The 17,414-nt window shown below is 37.7% G+C and carries 15 protein-coding genes; 12 read left to right on the top strand and 3 right to left on the bottom strand.

The window, feature by feature from the left end; genetic code table 11:
* The first annotated feature begins 12 nt into the window (after window positions 1–12).
* The 5 genes from AC1TPB_RS04290 (at window position 13) to AC1TPB_RS04270 (ending at window position 8,257) form a co-directional block, all read left to right on the top strand.
* Window positions 13–1,416 carry an aldehyde dehydrogenase gene (locus AC1TPB_RS04290; RefSeq protein ID WP_482075347.1) on the top strand — a complete coding sequence of 468 codons (1,404 nt, stop codon included), beginning with the start codon at window positions 13–15 and terminating at the stop codon, window positions 1,414–1,416.
* 96 nt (window positions 1,417–1,512) lie between these two features.
* Entirely contained in the window at window positions 1,513–2,985 is a 1,473-nt protein-coding gene (locus AC1TPB_RS04285; protein WP_482075346.1) for an ABC transporter substrate-binding protein, read from the top strand.
* Between the two features lie 265 nt (window positions 2,986–3,250).
* Window positions 3,251–4,711, top strand: coding sequence for an ABC transporter substrate-binding protein (locus AC1TPB_RS04280; protein WP_482075345.1), 1,461 nt, complete (start codon window positions 3,251–3,253; stop codon window positions 4,709–4,711).
* A gap of 226 nt (window positions 4,712–4,937) precedes the next feature.
* Entirely contained in the window at window positions 4,938–6,485 is a 1,548-nt protein-coding gene (locus tag AC1TPB_RS04275; RefSeq protein ID WP_482075344.1) for an ABC transporter substrate-binding protein, read from the top strand.
* A gap of 215 nt (window positions 6,486–6,700) precedes the next feature.
* Window positions 6,701–8,257: an ABC transporter substrate-binding protein gene (locus tag AC1TPB_RS04270; RefSeq protein ID WP_482075343.1), complete on the top strand. Its 1,557-nt coding sequence runs from the start codon at window positions 6,701–6,703 to the stop codon at window positions 8,255–8,257.
* Window positions 8,258–8,475: 218 nt separating this feature from the next.
* On the opposite strand, the gene AC1TPB_RS04265 is transcribed toward AC1TPB_RS04270, so the two are convergent.
* On the bottom strand, window positions 8,476–9,444 hold the full coding sequence (locus AC1TPB_RS04265) for an acetylxylan esterase (protein ID WP_482075342.1): 969 nt from the start codon (window positions 9,442–9,444) through the stop codon (window positions 8,476–8,478).
* Window positions 9,445–9,645: 201 nt separating this feature from the next.
* Between AC1TPB_RS04265 and AC1TPB_RS04260 the strand changes: the two genes are divergently transcribed.
* The 5 genes from AC1TPB_RS04260 to trhA all read left to right on the top strand — a co-directional run bounded on the left by AC1TPB_RS04260 (window position 9,646) and on the right by trhA (window position 12,781).
* Window positions 9,646–10,230 (top strand): hypothetical protein, encoded by a 585-nt coding sequence (locus AC1TPB_RS04260; RefSeq protein WP_482075341.1) that lies wholly within the window; start codon window positions 9,646–9,648, stop codon window positions 10,228–10,230.
* 227 nt (window positions 10,231–10,457) lie between these two features.
* Window positions 10,458–10,793, top strand: a complete 336-nt coding sequence (locus tag AC1TPB_RS04255) for a LapA family protein (protein ID WP_482075340.1) — start codon at window positions 10,458–10,460, stop codon at window positions 10,791–10,793.
* Window positions 10,794–10,928: 135 nt separating this feature from the next.
* Window positions 10,929–11,126 carry a hypothetical protein gene (locus AC1TPB_RS04250; protein ID WP_482062805.1) on the top strand — a complete coding sequence of 66 codons (198 nt, stop codon included), beginning with the start codon at window positions 10,929–10,931 and terminating at the stop codon, window positions 11,124–11,126.
* Window positions 11,127–11,338: 212 nt separating this feature from the next.
* The gene (locus tag AC1TPB_RS04245; protein WP_482075339.1) at window positions 11,339–12,034 is read left to right on the top strand and encodes a hypothetical protein; all 696 of its coding nucleotides are present in this window, start codon (window positions 11,339–11,341) and stop codon (window positions 12,032–12,034) included.
* A gap of 102 nt (window positions 12,035–12,136) precedes the next feature.
* Window positions 12,137–12,781 (top strand): PAQR family membrane homeostasis protein TrhA, encoded by a 645-nt coding sequence (trhA, locus tag AC1TPB_RS04240; protein ID WP_482075338.1) that lies wholly within the window; start codon window positions 12,137–12,139, stop codon window positions 12,779–12,781.
* Here the strand turns inward: trhA and AC1TPB_RS04235 are convergent.
* A complete protein-coding gene (locus tag AC1TPB_RS04235; protein ID WP_482075337.1) occupies window positions 12,778–13,596 on the bottom strand; it encodes a lipase family protein in 819 nt (272 codons plus the stop codon). The two genes, trhA and AC1TPB_RS04235, sit on opposite strands and share 4 nt — an antisense overlap.
* A 183-nt stretch (window positions 13,597–13,779) precedes the next feature.
* Here AC1TPB_RS04235 and AC1TPB_RS04230 point away from each other — a divergent pair, with 183 nt between their 5' ends.
* Window positions 13,780–14,751, top strand: a complete 972-nt coding sequence (locus AC1TPB_RS04230; protein ID WP_482075336.1) for a Gfo/Idh/MocA family protein — start codon at window positions 13,780–13,782, stop codon at window positions 14,749–14,751.
* 107 nt (window positions 14,752–14,858) lie between these two features.
* Here the strand turns inward: AC1TPB_RS04230 and AC1TPB_RS04225 are convergent, their stop codons facing one another.
* Window positions 14,859–16,031 carry a magnesium transporter CorA family protein gene (locus AC1TPB_RS04225; RefSeq protein ID WP_482075335.1) on the bottom strand — a complete coding sequence of 391 codons (1,173 nt, stop codon included), beginning with the start codon at window positions 16,029–16,031 and terminating at the stop codon, window positions 14,859–14,861.
* A gap of 838 nt (window positions 16,032–16,869) precedes the next feature.
* Here AC1TPB_RS04225 and AC1TPB_RS04220 point away from each other — a divergent pair.
* Window positions 16,870–17,382, top strand: coding sequence for a hypothetical protein (locus tag AC1TPB_RS04220; RefSeq protein WP_482075334.1), 513 nt, complete (start codon window positions 16,870–16,872; stop codon window positions 17,380–17,382).
* The last annotated feature ends 32 nt before the right edge of the window (window positions 17,383–17,414 follow it).

Raw genomic sequence — 17,414 nt, 5'->3', positions numbered from 1 at the left:
GGGGAGAATAGTATGAGTCAAGTAACGGAGACAATGATTACGCAATGGGTGGAGCAGCAGCAGGCTTATTATGAAAGTGGAGAAACACGTTCGCTTCAATTTCGCATTCAACAATTGCAGAAATTAAAGCAAGCGATTGTAAAGCACGAGCATAATATTTTAGAGGCACTATATCTCGATTTGCGAAAAAGTAAAACAGAAGGCTATGCTTCGGAACTTGGCTTAGTGCTGTACAGTATTTCTCATATGATCAAAAATTTACATCGCTATGCAAAGCCGAAGCGTGTGAAGACACCGTTACCACTAATTGGAACAGCAAGCTATATTGTATCGGAGCCTTATGGCTCCGTACTCATTATTGGTCCGTTCAACTATCCTGCATCTCTTATATTAGAGCCATTAGTAGCGGCAATAGCGTCAGGAAATTGTGCAATTGTGAAGCCATCAGAACATACGCCCAATGTATCAGCCGCACTTCGCGATCTTATTGCAGAAACATTTGATGCTCAATATATCCGATTAATAGAAGGTGCCCAAGAAGAAACAAGCTGGTTAATTCATGCGCCATTTGACTATATGTTCTTTACAGGAAGTACGAAGGTTGGGAAAATTGTGGCGAAGGCTGCCGCTGAAAGATTAATACCGGTAACTTTAGAGCTTGGGGGCAAAAGTCCTGTTATTGTGGACCGTACAGCCAAGCTTGAAATCGCTGCGCAGCGAGTGGTCTGGGGCAAATTGTTAAACAACGGTCAGACCTGTATTGCACCAGATTACATACTTGTAGAGCAGTCAATCTATGAGCCGTTTATGAAATTAGTGGGAGCGGCAATTCACAAGTTCTATAGTAGTAATCCGCTAGAAAGCGAAGATTATGGGCGAATTGTGAGCGATACTCATTTCTTAAGATTGAAGTCGATGTTAGAAAATGTGGAGCAGCATTACATATACGGTGGTCAGTACGATGAACAGCAACGTTATATTGCACCAACATTTCTAAGTGGAGGGACTTGTAAGCAGCCTACATCGCTGAAGGCGATGCAAGAAGAAGTGTTTGGACCAATCTGTACAGTCATTCAATATGATACATTGGATGAAGCGATCGCATTTATCAAGCAATATGATAAGCCGCTCGCTTTATATGCATTTACAGAAGATGCTGCGGTTGAACAACGAATTGTTGCTTCGATCTCATTCGGTGGTGGTTGTATTAATGATACATTGAGTCATTACATTAATTATGAACTTCCATTTGGTGGTGTTGGACCGTCTGGTCTTGGTGCTTATCATGGCAAACATAGCTTTGATCAATTTTCTCATCGTAAAAGTATGTTGAAGCGTACGACGCTGTTAGAGCCTGGTATTTTATTCCCGCCATACAAGGATAAATTAAAACTGCTGAAAAAAGTATTGAAATAGCTGAACGTTATCGGTATATGCAACTTTTTCCTTTGTTGCACGTTATATAGATGTAAGTATTGTGTAAGTAGATCAACTAAGGAGTGTAACTAAGAGATGAGAAAATGGATGACGAGTGGAATTGCACTATGCTTGACCGTAGTTATGTTAACAGGATGCAGCTTTGGAAAAGATGGTGCAGGCAAAGAAAATGAAGCACGTACATTGAAGGTTATGTATTACGACGAAAGCAGTTTCTTCCAAGAGTATGGAATGCTTTATAGTGCACTTTATCCTAATGTTGAAATTCAAGTTGTAGAATCAAATCAAATTCACAATACACTGATGGAAGAGAATGAGAATGATTATGATAAAGCACTAGCTGCATTTATCGAAAAAGAGCAGCCAGATATTCTGATGCTTGAGCCAACACAGGTAGAAAAATTAGCTACTGAAGGTAAGCTATATGATATAGAAAGCTATGTAACAGATAGTAAATATGATGTAGATGGACTAGCTCCAGGTGTTGTTGATGCTATGAAAGGTTATGGTGGCGGTAATTTATACACGATACCAACAAACTTCTCTACGCAAGTACTTTTCTATAACAAGGATCTATTCGATGAACATAACGTACCATATCCTACAGATCAGATGACGTGGCCGGAAGTTATTAATCTTGCAAATATGTTCCCTAAGGATGGAGAACCATTAGAGCGTGTATTCGGTCTGAAAATGGGCTGGGGTAAAGAGTTAAGCGAAATGGTTAATATCCTTGCTAGTACAGAAGGCTTGAAAACTTTTGATGAAAATACATTGGAAATGACTGTTGATACACCAGCTTGGGCATCTATTGTAGAGCAAGCGCAATCCGTATTGAATTCAGATGTATTGTTCTATGATGAAATGCTTTATGGTGGCGGCGAAGGCGGAGTAATATATTTCGAGCAAGACGGAGATTATTATAGCAATAATCCGTTCTTCTCTGGTAGACTTGCAATGAGCGTAGATGGTAACTATTTTGTGAGTCAAATTGAAGATGCAAAAACATATGCTCAAAATCCAGAAGATATTGTAGAAAACTGGGACATTGTAACTGCTCCAGTAGGTTCACAAAATCCTGATGCTTCTGTCTATACAAGATACTATAATTTATTTGCTATTAATGCAGCTTCAACAAATGTTGAGGAAGCATGGAACTTACTTTCATATATTACTGGCGATGAGTATGCACGTGTAAAATCAAAAGTATCCTATGGTAATCTACCACTCAGAACTAAATATATGGAATTAGGTACAGATCGTAACTATGCTGCATTCTACAAGCTTAAACCATTGGATGTAGATATTGATTATAATAAGACTCCTGAAATGTATCAATATGAGTACTACAATGTTTCTACTGAAATATTTAATAAAGTAAATAATGGTGAAATTACGATTGCAGAGGCATTAGCAGAATTGCAATTACGTGGGAATGAATTGCTAGCGACAGGCAAGATGACGAAAGAAGAACAAGAGAAATATTGGGAAGAGCAGAATCAAATGTATATGGAAAGCAATAGTGGAAGTATAGAAATGGCTCGTTAAGCAACTGTAGATGAGGCAAGTTTACTGAGGCTGTAACGACTGAGATTATGGAATAGAATGCAATATGTTAACGAAAAAAGGCTAGCAGATGATAATTTCTGCTAGCCTTTTCGTGATTTATACACCCCATAAAGTGGTTACTTTCCTGAGTAGTAACAATATAACTTAAAAAGTCATTTGAGGAAAAAATGGAAAAATGAAACATATCTATTGGATATAACGTTATATTAATGTAAGTAATTTAATAGAGGGGTGTAACCAAGAAATGAGAAAATGGCTTAAAAGTGGCGTTGCACTATGCTTGACTGTAGCAATGTTAACAGGATGCAGCTTAGGATTTGGACAAGACGGTTCCGATAATGAAAATGAAGCACGTACATTGAAGATTATGTATTATGACGAAAACAGCTTCTTCCAACAGTATGGAATGCTGTATAGCGCACTTTATCCTAATGTTGAAATTCAAGTTGTTAACACGAATGAGATACATAATACACTGATGGAAGAATACGATAACGATTATAACAAAGCACTAGCTGCATTTATTGAAAAAGAGCAGCCGGATGTCCTCATGATTGATCCAACACAATTAGAAAAAATGGGTTCAGAAGGAAAGCTATATGATATCGAAAGCTATGTAATGGATAGCAAATATAATGCAGATGGACTTGTACCTGGTGCTATTGATGCAATGAAAGAATATGGCGGTGGTAAATTATATGCTATGCCTACTAGCTTCTATACGCAAGTGCTTTACTATAACAAAGATCTATTTGATGAACATAACGTACCTTATCCAACAGATCAAATGTCGTGGACCGAAGTTATTAATCTTGCAAACATGTTCCCAGCAGATGGTGACCCATTAGAGCGTATATTTGGTCTGAAAATGAGTTGGAGTAAAGAGTTGAGTGACATGGTTAATACACTTTCAAGCACAGAAGGTTTGAAAGTTTTTGATGAAAATACATTACAAATGACGATTGATACTCCAGCTTGGGCAAGTATTGTAGAACAAGCGCAATCCATATTGAAATCAGATGTATTATTCTATGAAGATATGCGTCGTGGCGGGGGAGACGGTGTAGTTTATTTTGAGGAAAACGGAGATTATTTTAGTAGTGATCCGTTTTTTTCTGGTAGACTCGCGATGAAATTAGATGGCAGCTATCTTGTAAATGAAATTGAAAATGCCAAATCTTATTCTCAAAAGCCAGAAGATATTATTGATAATTGGGATATTGTTACTGCACCAGTAGGATCGCAAAATCCGGATACATCATACTCTACGAACTACTATAATTTATTTGGAATTAATGCAGCTTCAACAAATGTGGAAGAGGCTTGGAAACTCATCGCTTACATTACAGGTGATGAATATGCACGTGTAAAATCAAAATCTTCTTCCGGTGATTTATCGTTACGTACGAAATATATGGAATTAGATTCGGAACGAAATTATGCTGCATTTTATAAGTTGAAACCGGCAATTCAAAATATCGATTACACAAAGATTCCTGAAAGATTCCAATATGAATACTACAATATTGCCACTCAAACCTTTAGTAAAGTAACTAATGATGAAATTAATATTTCAGAGGCGTTGGCAGAATTGCAATTACGCGGTAATGAATTACTAGCAACTGAGAAGATGACTCCGGAAGAGCAAGAAAAATACATGGAAGAACAACAGCAAAAGTATATGGAAAGCTCCAGTGAGAAATAATGATTCCTTTTAAAAAGGATGAATCGGTAGCGACTGAAGAAGGAACTACTGAGGATGTAACAATAGAGGAAGTTGATGAATAGAAAGCAATAGAATAACGGAAAAGGCTAGCAGATAATAGTATCTGCTAGCCTTTCTTGATGAAATAATGTAAAATATGAAACTTTTTACATTAATGTAACGTTATATTAATGTAAGTATTTTAATAGAGGGGTGTAATTAAGAAATGAGAAAATGGCTTAAAGGTGGCGTTGCTCTATGCTTGACTGTAGCAATGTTAACAGGATGTAGCTTAGGATTTGGCAAAGAGGGTTCAGATAATGAAAATCAAGAACGTACATTGAAAGTCATGTATCATAACGAAGACAGTTTCTTCCGAGAGTATGGAATGTTGTATAGTGCACTTTATCCTAATGTTGAAATTCAAGTAGTTAGCACAAATGAGATACATAATACACTGATGGAAGAAAACGATAACGATTATAACAAAGCACTAGCTGCATTTATAGAAAAAGAGCAGCCAGATATACTTATGATTGATACGACTCAATTGGAGGAAATGGGTTCTGAAGGTAAACTATACGATATCGAAAGCTATGTAACTGATGGAAAATATGATGTAGATGGACTTATTCCAGGTGTTATTGATGCTATGAAAGGATATGGTGGCGGAAATTTGTATGCTCTGCCTACTAACTTCCATACGCAAGTACTTTACTATAACAAAGATCTATTCGATGAATATAACGTATCTTATCCAACAGATCAAATGACGTGGACCGAAGTTATTAATCTTGCCAATATGTTCCCGGCGGACGGTGACCCATTAGAACGTATATTTGGTCTGAAAATGAGTTGGAGCAAAGAGTTGAGTGACATGGTTAATACACTTTCAAGCACTGAGGGCTTGAAAGTATATGATGAAAATACATTACAAATGACGATAGATACACCAGCTTGGGCAAGCATTGTAGAGGAAGCGCAATCCGTATTGAAATCTGAAGTATTATTCTTTGATGATATGCTTTGGGGTGGTGGCGAAGACGGAATAGTTTACTTTGAGCAAGAAGGAGATTATTATAGCAGAGATCCGTTTTTCTCTGGTAGACTCGCGATGCGATTAGATGGCAACTACGTTTTGCAAGAAATTAAAAATGCAAAATCGTATTCTCAAAATCCAGAAGATATTATTGAAAATTGGGATATGGTTACTGCACCAGTAGGATCACAAAATCCGGATACTTCCTATTCAACAAATTACTATAATCTGTTTGCGATTAATGCAGCCTCAACAAATGTGGAAGAGGCATGGAAACTCATCGCTTACATTACAGGTGATGAGTATGCACGTGTGAAGTCGAAATCATCTTACGGTAACTTACCAATGAGAACTAAATATATGGAATTAGATTCGGAACGAAATTATGCTGCATTTTATAAGTTGAAACCGGCAATTCAAAATATCGATTACACAAAGATTCCTGAAAGATTCCAATATGAATACTACAATATTGCCACTCAAACCTTTAGTAAAGTAACTAATGATGAAATTAATATTTCAGAGGCGTTGGCAGAATTGCAATTACGCGGTAATGAATTACTAGCAACAGAGAAGATGACTCCAGAAGAGCAGGAGAAATATTGGGAAGAACAGAATCTGAACTATATGAGAAGCTCCAGTGGAGAAATAATGATTCCTTTTGAAGAGGATGAATCGGTAGCGACTGAAGAAGGAACTACTGAGGATGTAACAATAGAGGAAGTTGATGAATAGAAAGCAATAAATTAACCAAGAGGACTAGCAGATAATAATATCTGCTAGTTCTTTTGGTGGTTTGAGCGATACATGACGTAATAATTTCACTAGCGCCTCATTGAAACTATCATGAAAGTTTCTAGTGGTCGGAAAATTTGGCTTTTCTGCAACCTTTTACCTTACTGGTACGTTATGTTAATATAACGATTTCAATTGAGGGGTGTAACCGAGAGATGAAAAAATGGCTTAGAGGTGGAATTGCTCTATGTTTGACTGTAGCTATGTTAACGGGATGTAGCTTTGGATTTGGAAAAGATAATTCTGGTAAAGAAAATGAAGCGCGTACATTGAAGGTTATGTATTATGACGAGAACAGTTTCTTCCAAGATTATGGAATGCTGTATAGTGCACTTTATCCTAATATTGAAATTGAAGTTGTAAACACGAACGAGATTTATAACACACTGATGGAAGAAAACGATAATGACTATGACAAAGCATTAGCTGCATTTATAGAAAAAGAGCAGCCAGATGTTTTGATGCTTGAGCAGACACAATTAGAAAAACTAGGAACTGAAGGAAAACTATATGATATCGAAAGCTATGTAACAGATAGCAAATATGATGCAGAGGGACTAGTTCCGGGTGTTATTGATGCTATGAAAGGATATGGCGGCGGTAATTTGTACGCTATACCTACGAACTTCTCTACGCAAGCGCTTTTCTATAACAAAGATCTATTCGATGAATACAATATACCATATCCAACGGATCAGATGACATGGACTGAAATTATTAATCTTGCGAATATGTTCCCTAGAGATGGAGACCCACTAGATCGTATATTTGGATTGAAAATGGGTTGGAATAAAGATTTGAGTGAAATGGTTAATTTACTTGCTAATACGGAAGGTTTGAAAGTTTTCGATGAAAATACATTGCAAATGACAATAGATACTCCAGCATGGGCAAGTATTGTTGAGCAAGCGCAATCGGTGTTGAAATCCGATGTATTATTTTATGATGATATGTTATGGGGTGGTGGAGAAGACGGATTAGTGTACTTCAAGCAAGACGAGGCTAATAATGGCATGGATCCGTTTATGAGCGGTAGACTTGCGATGCGAGTTGACGGCAACTATTTTGTAAATCAAATTGAAGATGCAAAAATATATTCTCAAAATCCAGAAGATATTATTGAAAACTGGGATATCGTTACTGCTCCAGTAGGTTCACAAAATCCGGATTCTTCAGCATATACGAACTATTACAATTTATTTGCTATTAATGCCGCTTCAACAAATGCCGAAGAAGCATGGAAATTTATTGCGTATATTACTGGTGACGAGTATGCACGCGTAAAATCAAAATTATCGTGGGGCAACTTGACGCTAAGAACGAAATATTTGGAATTAGGTGGGGATCGCAATTATGCGGCATTCTACAAGTTAAAGCCATTAAATGTAACTGTAGATTATAATAAGGTCCCTGAAAGATACCAATATGAGTATTATCAAATTTCTTATGATGCATTCAATAAATTAAATACTGGAGATATAACTGTTGCAGAGGCGTTAGCAGAATTACAATTACGAGGTAATGAATTGCTAGCAACTGAGAAGATGACAAAAGAAGAGCAAGAGAAATATTGGGAAGAGCAGCATCAAAAATATATGAACATGAGCGAGGAACAAATACTGCGTGAAGCAGCAGGCGAATCAACAACATCTGATATAACTACTGAAGACGTGGCTACCGAAGATGTAGCAACTGAGGAAGCTGTTGAATAGAAAGCAATAGGTAACGAAAAAATCTAGCAGATACATAATCTGTTAGATTTTTTCGTACTTTGCATCATGCAACAATGACATTAATATGATTAGAGATGAACTAAAGGAATACATTAAGAAGTGAGTGATCATTATTACATTACATGATATGATATTAGAAGGGCATTGCTTAATAAAAAAGCTAGCAACTGACAAAAATAAGCTACTAGCACGAAGGTTTATGTAGTTTGTAAGTAATCCATAAAGATTTGTAATCTTACTGGGATTGAAGCTGGAACTTGATCATGCCCATAGTAACGATATACAGCAATATCTTTTTTACATTGCAAATGATTATATGCTGCGAAAACAGTGGACGGCGGGGTAATATCATCTATAAGTCCAATGGTGATCCATGTGTAACAAGTGATTCTAGGAGCAAGATTCATCATGTCAAAATAACTTAATGTCTTCTTGGCATTCTCTTCTAAGTCAGGTCTACCACTATATCTACGGAAATATTCATTGAGTTCGTAGTAAGGACCAGTAGGTGTCGTATCAATTGCACGCTCAAAATGAGACAAGTAAGGATGATCAGCTACTGCGACAATCGGAACGCTAGAAAGAGCTGCCGCTGCCAATGTGATAGCACCTCCTTGACTACCACCTGTAACAGCGATATGTGAAGCATCAACTTCAGGCATAGCTGCAAGAATATCGATAGCTCGTACAGCATCCATATAGACAGCACGATAATAATATTCATATTTATTTTGGATACCTTTTGTCATCCAACCTGCGACATGACCGTTACTGGAAATGACATTGTCAATGGAACCTGCATATTGACCTCGACAGAACAGGCGCATAACTGCATATCCTTTCAATGCAAGATTAACGACATCATGTGTATCACGGTCACTTACCCAGTTATATCCGTGAAATTCGATTATTCCGGGTAGCGGCGTATCGGTGATAGGCATAGCAAGCACCGCTTCAATCTGTGCATTATTGAATCCTTTGAAAAACACTTGGTATACTTTCATATTTTTTACAGGATATGAAATTTCATGACGCTCATAAGTAAGAGGCACTGTATGGAGCTCTTGAAGCGTCTCTTCCCAGAAGTCATCAAAGTCTACAGCTGCTGTTGCAGCTGGTTTATATTGCTGTAGCTGTTCTAGAGGCATATCATATGGTTGTGGCATTAATCAAAACATCCCTTCTTAAATTTTTTTGTTGTTTCAAAAGGTGAAATGAAGTAAAATTCTAATGTATTGTAAATATCTGGTTCATTATTAAGAGTCAATAAGACTTAAGTCTAGTATACGCTATTACTTTAGAAGGTTACAGTGTTTCCCACTACAAGTTAGACTATTAATACGAGCTTACATGTCAGGGAGGTAACTATGGCGAAGGAAAGAGAAGTATATATTGTTCTAACGAATACTGGCACTGTTCTAGCCAATGTTATTTCATATTGTACGAAAGAGCATCTTAGTCACGTATCTATTGCATTTGATAGTGATCTAAGAGAGGTATATAGTTTTGGACGTAAGTACCAGCGCAACCCTTTCATTGGTGGATTTATTCAAGAGGATGTGACAGGACCAGTATTTTTACGTTCGCAATGTGTGATATACCGGATGAAGGTTTCGCAGCAATCATATGATACGTTACGAACACAAATTGATCATTTTATCCATTATGCTAATCATTATCATTATAACTTTCTCGGGATGATCGCAGTTTATTTTAATATCCCATGGGATCGTCAGAATCATTATTTTTGTTCACAATTTGTTTCAACCATACTTTTTAATGCGGAGCTAGAATTATTCAATAAAGAAACAACACTCGTTACTCCTGGTGATTTTCTTGATGCACAACTAGAACTTCACTATCGTGGCAGATTAAGAAGTTATCTAGGCGCATTACAGCATCGTATAGGAGATAGCTATCAACCAGCATATAAGCTAGTTCAAAAGTTATGAAAATAACGTTGAACTAGCTTTTTTTATGTACATTTGTTACAAGATACGCTAACATCGTATTGTAAGTTATGAATTGTTAAATATGATGCTTAATTGGACAAGCTATTAGTTATGGATGATCGTATGTATACTGTTTTTTCGTACATAAAAAATGCTTTATGCTTCCGATGCTACTTTTCATTACAAAGTAGTATTTCGGGCAGCAGATGAAAAGTTTTAGGAGGAATATGATGAAAAGTCAATGGATGTTGTTGTTAGCTTTTGTATTTGCACTAGTGATAGCTGTATTTGCTGTTATTAACATCACGCCTACTGATGTTAATTTCTTTTTTGGAAAAACGACGGCTCCACTTATTCTTGTTATCCTATTCTCTACATTATTCGGTGGATTAACTGTAGGTGCATTAGGGCTAGTGCGAGTATATGTTCTTCAACGTAAAGTAAAGCAGTATGAGAAACAATTATCCGGTTCCACTGTTGATGAACATGTTGAGCATATAGAGCAAGAGGAAGTTATTGTGGAAGAAGTAAAGCCAACGGAAACAGAGCAACAAAAAGGTTAGAAATAGTTTGTCTTATTTTGCATATACTAAACGAGTGTGTTATTCTTCTCCAATAGTTGAAGGATATGCTATCATTAAGGTGCCAATCTGTAGTAAAATATAATTAAATGTAACTCTAAAGGTAGGTGGACATATATGTCTAATGAAAATTCACAACAGCCAGAAGTTGAAGCGAAGCAGCTTTCGCAAGCTGATCGTGCAAAACAGCTTCTTGCAGCTCGTAAGCAACAGCAAGGTGGGCCTGGCAAACTAGATTTGTCAACTGGTACGAAAAAATTAACTAGCCAAAATACAAAAAAAGTTAACAACCAACGTAAAAAAATGGGAGTTTAATGTTTGCTATCCATTTGCAATGTATTTTGTAAGGTTTAATGATTACGGGATGCCACAAAAAGTCATGATCTTAGATCATGGCTTTTTGTGTTTCGGTATCCGCTCTAATTAATGATGAAAATGCTAACAAATGGTTGAATGAAAAACTTGCTCTCCTAGCATAATGTAAGGAAGAGAATGAATCGATGAGCATACTAACGGAGGGGTTACTTATGCAAGCTAGTCAGTCACTTAAAATTTTTTTACTAGCTGGTGTCAAGACAACACCGTCTGCCTTTCATGCACTTGAACAAGCATTAGTTAACCATTTGCATCAGAAGGGCATTACACCAGATATTGAATTGTTGTTTCCATATGGTGAGGCAGAGCGCAGTTTAATGCGTCAGTTGTATGAAGTACGTGCTGATCTTTCAAGAAGGGCAAAGCTTGCGGGTTATGGGGGGAGGAAGGTATGGGAGCGTATTAGCTCATACGGTACGGTTCCAAAGCTATTGTTCATCGGTCATAGTGGCGGTGGAGTCGCCGCATATCAGATCGCAAGAAAGCTTCATGAGGATCAACTGCCGATTAATGCTAAAGTTGTACAAATAGGATCGCCGAAAACGAAAATTATTCCGCAGCTGAAGGAGCGGGTTGGTTATATACATTCCATTGATAATAATGGAAAAATGAAAGATCCGATAAGCCGTCTAGGAAGCTGGGGCGGTTGGAGTTCCTTTACTCCAAAGCGACCGTTACTACATTGGGATTCGCAAAAATATGCTCCCGGATTTATTGAAGGTATTCATACGATAGGTGGACATGCGGATTATTTTCGGAAAAGCGAACAATTTAGTGATGAACATCGTGCGTGTAATTTAGATAAGACCATGACTAGCCTTGATGCTTACTTGAAGGAATGGCTGTAATCCGATACACTTAATAAGTATTGGATACTAGCTCATGATTTCCGTTGTCCATCTCATTATCGAGAAAGATAACGAAAAGTATGACGCGTTAGGGGTGGGAAATTGGCTAACACGCATACCTATTCAAAAGGTGAGGAAATTGCTAATGCAATAACTCACGGAATTGGTGCTTTATTAAGTATTGCAGCATTAGTGTTACTCATTGTATTTGCTGCTTTTAAGGGAACGGCCTTACATGTAGTTAGCTTTACGATTTATGGTTCATCGATGCTGTTATTATATGTCGCATCAACGTTAGTACACAGCTTTCCTGAAGGAAAAGCAAAAAGAGTGTTTGAATCATTAGATCATTCATGCATATATATTTTCATTGCGGGTACGTATACTCCGATCTTATTTCATACTGTTCAAGGTACGCTAGGTTGGGTTCTCTTTGGGATTGTATGGGGGATTACGGTTATAGGAATCGTATTCAAATCAATGTTCGCTAATCGATTCTTATTCACATCGACTATTCTTTATATAGTAATGGGTTGGTGTATCGTATTTGCTTGGAAGCCGCTAACTACGAATTTATCAGCTGAAGGGGTAACATTACTAGTCGTAGGTGGTATTTTATACACGGTAGGTACTGTATTTTACATGTGGCGTAGCTTCCCTTATCATCACGCAGTATGGCATCTATTTGTTCTTGCGGGTTCGATCGTCCATTTCTTTGCCATCTTCCTCTACATTTTACCTGCTTAAGTTACTTCGACATTAGGACAGAAACCTAATGGTGAGGCACAAATAGCTGAAGCGATTTGTGGCATATCCTCTGATAAATTATGGAAATAACTGGATAGTATATGATTGGATGAAACAGAGCCATGTCGGAATGAGCGTTGTACTTCACCTTTCACATGCAGATAGAAATAAGTTTCATCGGTTTGAGGTGAATGGTAAACTAATGTTGGTAAATGTGGGACGATATCGAATTTGTTCTGTATTCTCCAATGAGTAGGGACGGTAGCGTTGTAGGCTTTCACAAAGGTAGGATCACCTACACGCGGCGCACCAAAGGTGTATACAATTGGAGCATTGAAGCCAGAGTTGGTAGCAATATCGATGGCTGCTAAAGTGGCTAGCGCTCCTCCTAGGCTATGGCCAGTAATGAACAAAGGTAAGTCAGGCTGAAGTAATGATAAAAAATGGAATATTTTCTCGCGTAGAGCTAAGTAAATGTCGGTAAATCCTTTATGGGTATTACCGACATTTTTTGTTGGGGTAAACTCCATTTGCTGAGCCTTAAAATCATGAACCCAGTCAACGGAAGTACTCGTACCACGAAATGCTAAGATGGAGTACCGATTAGAGTTAATAATAAAACCATATCGATCATTATCAATTCCCATAGTAGACGTAGTAATTGCTCCAACGAGCTTATAATCATCTGGTATAATAAACAGTCCTGTTTCTTTATTGGTAAATTGTACATGTGTTTGTCCGCAAATTGCTGCAAGAAATAAAGCACTAGGTAGATCAGGTTCTCGTACTTGCGCTTGTAGCTGTAGATTAGTCATAGTTGATTACCTCCGTCTCTAATGGAGTAAGTATTCTCTATACTATGTCAGCAAATAGCAATGGGTAACTGCACAGCTTAATATTTGCACAACATTCGAATAGGGTTATAATGAAAGCGTAGACAATCATTATAATCTCGTCATAAAAGGTCGTTCAAAAAAAATATTCAGGGGGAATGGGATATGTCATTAAAAGTTGGTCTGATCGGCACTGGTTGGTTTGCTGATACACATGCGAAATTAATAGCTGCACAGGAAGATGTACAGCTAACGGCAATAGTGGGTAGTTCGCAACAGAAAGCGGATGAATTTGCTAGTCGCTTTAACGGCGCGAAAGGATTTCAAAATGTTGATGATATGCTTAACGCTGAAAAATTAGATGCAGTATACATATGCACACCACCTTTTGCACACGGACATATCGAAGAAGCATTAATTGAGCGATCCATTCCATTTCTAATAGAGAAGCCACTCTCCAGCGAAGCAGATCTTCCTGCACAATTACTACAGAAGATTGAAGCCAAGCAATTAATTACATCAGTTGGCTATCACTTTAGATATATGGACAGCGCAGACAAAGCGCGACAATTACTTGCTGATCGTAATATAGCAATGTCGCTAGGCTATTGGATGGGTGGGGCACCAGGTGGCACATGGTGGCGTAGACAAGAGCGTTCAGGTGGTCAATTCGTCGAACAAACAACGCATATTGTTGACTTGCTTCGTTATCTAGTTGGTGAAGTAACGGAAGTATATGCGGCATATAGCGAGGGAATATTAACTAAGCAAGACGCGAACGCGAATGTAGCCGATGCGGGCACAGTAACGTTGAAGCTAGACAATGGTAACATTGCGACGATTAGTAATACATGTGTTATTCCTACTGGCTATGCTAGTGGGCTTCATATTTATACAGATGCGGGTAAATTAGAGATTGGACATGGTGGCGTAAAGGACATAACGACCGCTTCAACAATCGATTACCACAACCAAAGTAATGCTTATGAGAATGAAACAAAAGCATTTTTACATGCTGTACGGACAGGAGATACATCGCTTATTCGATCTACGTATGAGGATGCACATCGTACTCATCTAGTAACAATGGCTGCCAATGAATCTGCGGCTACTGGTCAAGTGATCAAATTAAGCTAGGTTATGCTAGTGCTTTTCCGCGAACGATTCGTCTTTAGCGTGTAGCATTGCTGAAATTCAAAAAAAGGGAGGTTCACGTCATTATGATGGCGTAAACTTCCCTTATTTCATTGCCGAAGCTTCCTTGATGGTAGTGGCTCATCATTGGCATATTCGGTCAATACGGCTTTTGACTTTTCGGATGGTGTTACTTTTTTGTTGCGCAATTTACGAGAAGGAAGCTGAGTTCCTTTTTCTAATTCCAACGGTTTAAGTATATTTAAGCTTAATTTAGCCAAAGATTTATGTTTTTTGCGATGCATAAGGATATCACCTGTCCAGCCCTGTCTCCACAATAGAAAATAAATAAAGCTGGTGATGAGCATAATTGCGCCTAATGTATATATAAAACCAAGCGGATCGTCTTTGAATGGTAACGTTATGAAATTGCTACCCCAAATAGCGCCAAATAAAGTAATAGGCAAACAAATAACAGTGAAAATCGTTAATATACGAATAATTTCATTACCACGAAAATTAGATAATGCATCATCTACCGAGATCAATGTATCAATTTCCATTGCGTAATGATTCAATAAATTATCAATACGCTCAAATCGATGCTGCATCCGGACGTAGCTAGTGGAAGCTGTAAGTATATCTAGAAAAGCTTCTTTCGCCAGCCCTTCTATTTCACGAACAGGTAAATACAAATGACTGAAATGAAGCAGTTCATATCTTCGTTCAATAATATCATCTAGCAAGTCTTTACGGTTACGTTCACGCATATCCGCTTCTAATTGACCTAATCGTTCTTCAAACTGATCTAAGCCAGTATCTAAGCTCTCGAGTAAAATACCGATCATACAAAAGAATGCTTCGGGAGCACTATGACATTGTTCATAGAGGGATACATGATCAAGATTTTGCAATCGCAGTGGAATTCTCGTATCTGTTTGCATCGTAAATAATTTATTAGATGAGAACCAGAAGTGGAAAGGAGTAGTATCTTTCGAGTCCTCAGATAATTGAATAAGAATAGTACCTTGAACGATGACTCCATGTTGTTCAACATGCTGCAGCACGATATTGTTAGTAGTGCGATCATAACTTGATTCGATCCACTGAGATACCTCTGGATATGTTTGCATCAGTTCATATTTTTCACTAGAAAAGCGCTTATTATTGTGATGTATATTAGATTGAAATTTAGGACGAGGCTCATGAATTACTGGTTTGTGTTGAAGCTGCAGAACATTCCATTCCCAGCCCATCATATAACGAAGATTTCGATGGATCAAATGATCTGCCTCCTCCTTAAACTTTTTATATACTTCTTTCGATATAACCTCCTGAAATAAAAAGTAGCATCGAAAGCATGTGCTTGTATAGATATTCTCTACAGTACATCATAACGTAATGATAAGTGCTATACAACCTAATCGAACAAAATATACATTCTTAGAACAAATCTCTAATATTTCGACATTATGAGTGATTATTCCCTGTTTGGGCAATATTAAATGATATGGATGATTGCTCAAAACCAGCGCTTAATGAAATATGAGTGGATAAACTGGTTGCGTCGCATTAGCTCTATTTGTTGTACATTAAGTGAACCTTTTGGCTTTATTAAGCCGCAGTAGCACACTAGTGTGTGAATGAGCGGACAGACAGACCGCTAATTAGTTTAAAACCAACACTTTAGGATGTAAGAGGACACACGATACGCTATTGATCGTCTTCCGCTGATATTTCACTAGTGAACGAGTAAATAAGGTCATCTGAGTCCGCGAAAACTCAAAATAAGCAGAAAACGCAGCAATAACGTCCTTACAGTCCGCTAGTATAACGGTTTGGTTGCAATGAGTCGTATAAGCTTAGCGCAGAATGCAAAGTTGGTTCAGGAAGTTAACACAAGGTTGGGTATATGCATTCGAAGCGACTTTTTGTTCCCATAGAAGTTGCTCAAGGAAGCTAACAAAAAGTTTGGTATATGCTTCCGAAGTGACTTTTTGTTCACGTAGAAGTTGTATAAGAAAGCTAACAAAAAGTTTGGTATATGCTTCCGAAGTGACTTTTTGTTCACGTAGAAGTTGTTCAAGGAAGTTAACAAAAAGTTTTAGGAGGCTGCTTATTATGATCAGCAAAGTATTATTGTTTGAAAGTCAACATGGGGTAGCAGAGGCGCTTCAAACATTAGAAGCCAATGGATTTACGAAGGATCGATTGAAAATTGTTGCTTCGGATTTGGAGCATAGCAAATTACTTAATGCAGAAACAACGATTCATATAGATCTACTCTCAGAAATTGCTTCAGCTAACTCTAATAGTGGCATAGATAATGAAAATATATTTATTACACCTTTCTTCGTGTCTCAAGCTTCGATGCAAATTCCGATTAATGGGATGCCTGGTGTAATTGTCGGTGAAGCGAATGAACAACATGGTATGGAGGCGCTTCGAGCATACGGTCTCAATGACGATGTAGCAAGTACTTGCTTACAAGCATTGCGTCATGGACAATTATTACTATGTATTACCGACGATGCAATCGGAGGCTCATTGTTTGATAGCTTATATATGTCCAATTCTGACGACAACGATTGGATACCCAACACCAAAGCAGTTCAAATATTGGATAATATATAATGAAACGAAACCCAGCAACGTGTACGGTACGA

Source organism: Paenibacillus sp. Y951 (assembly GCF_056786395.1).
Note: the sequence above shows the minus strand (reverse complement) of the source record. Positions and strands in the feature narration are given on the sequence as shown.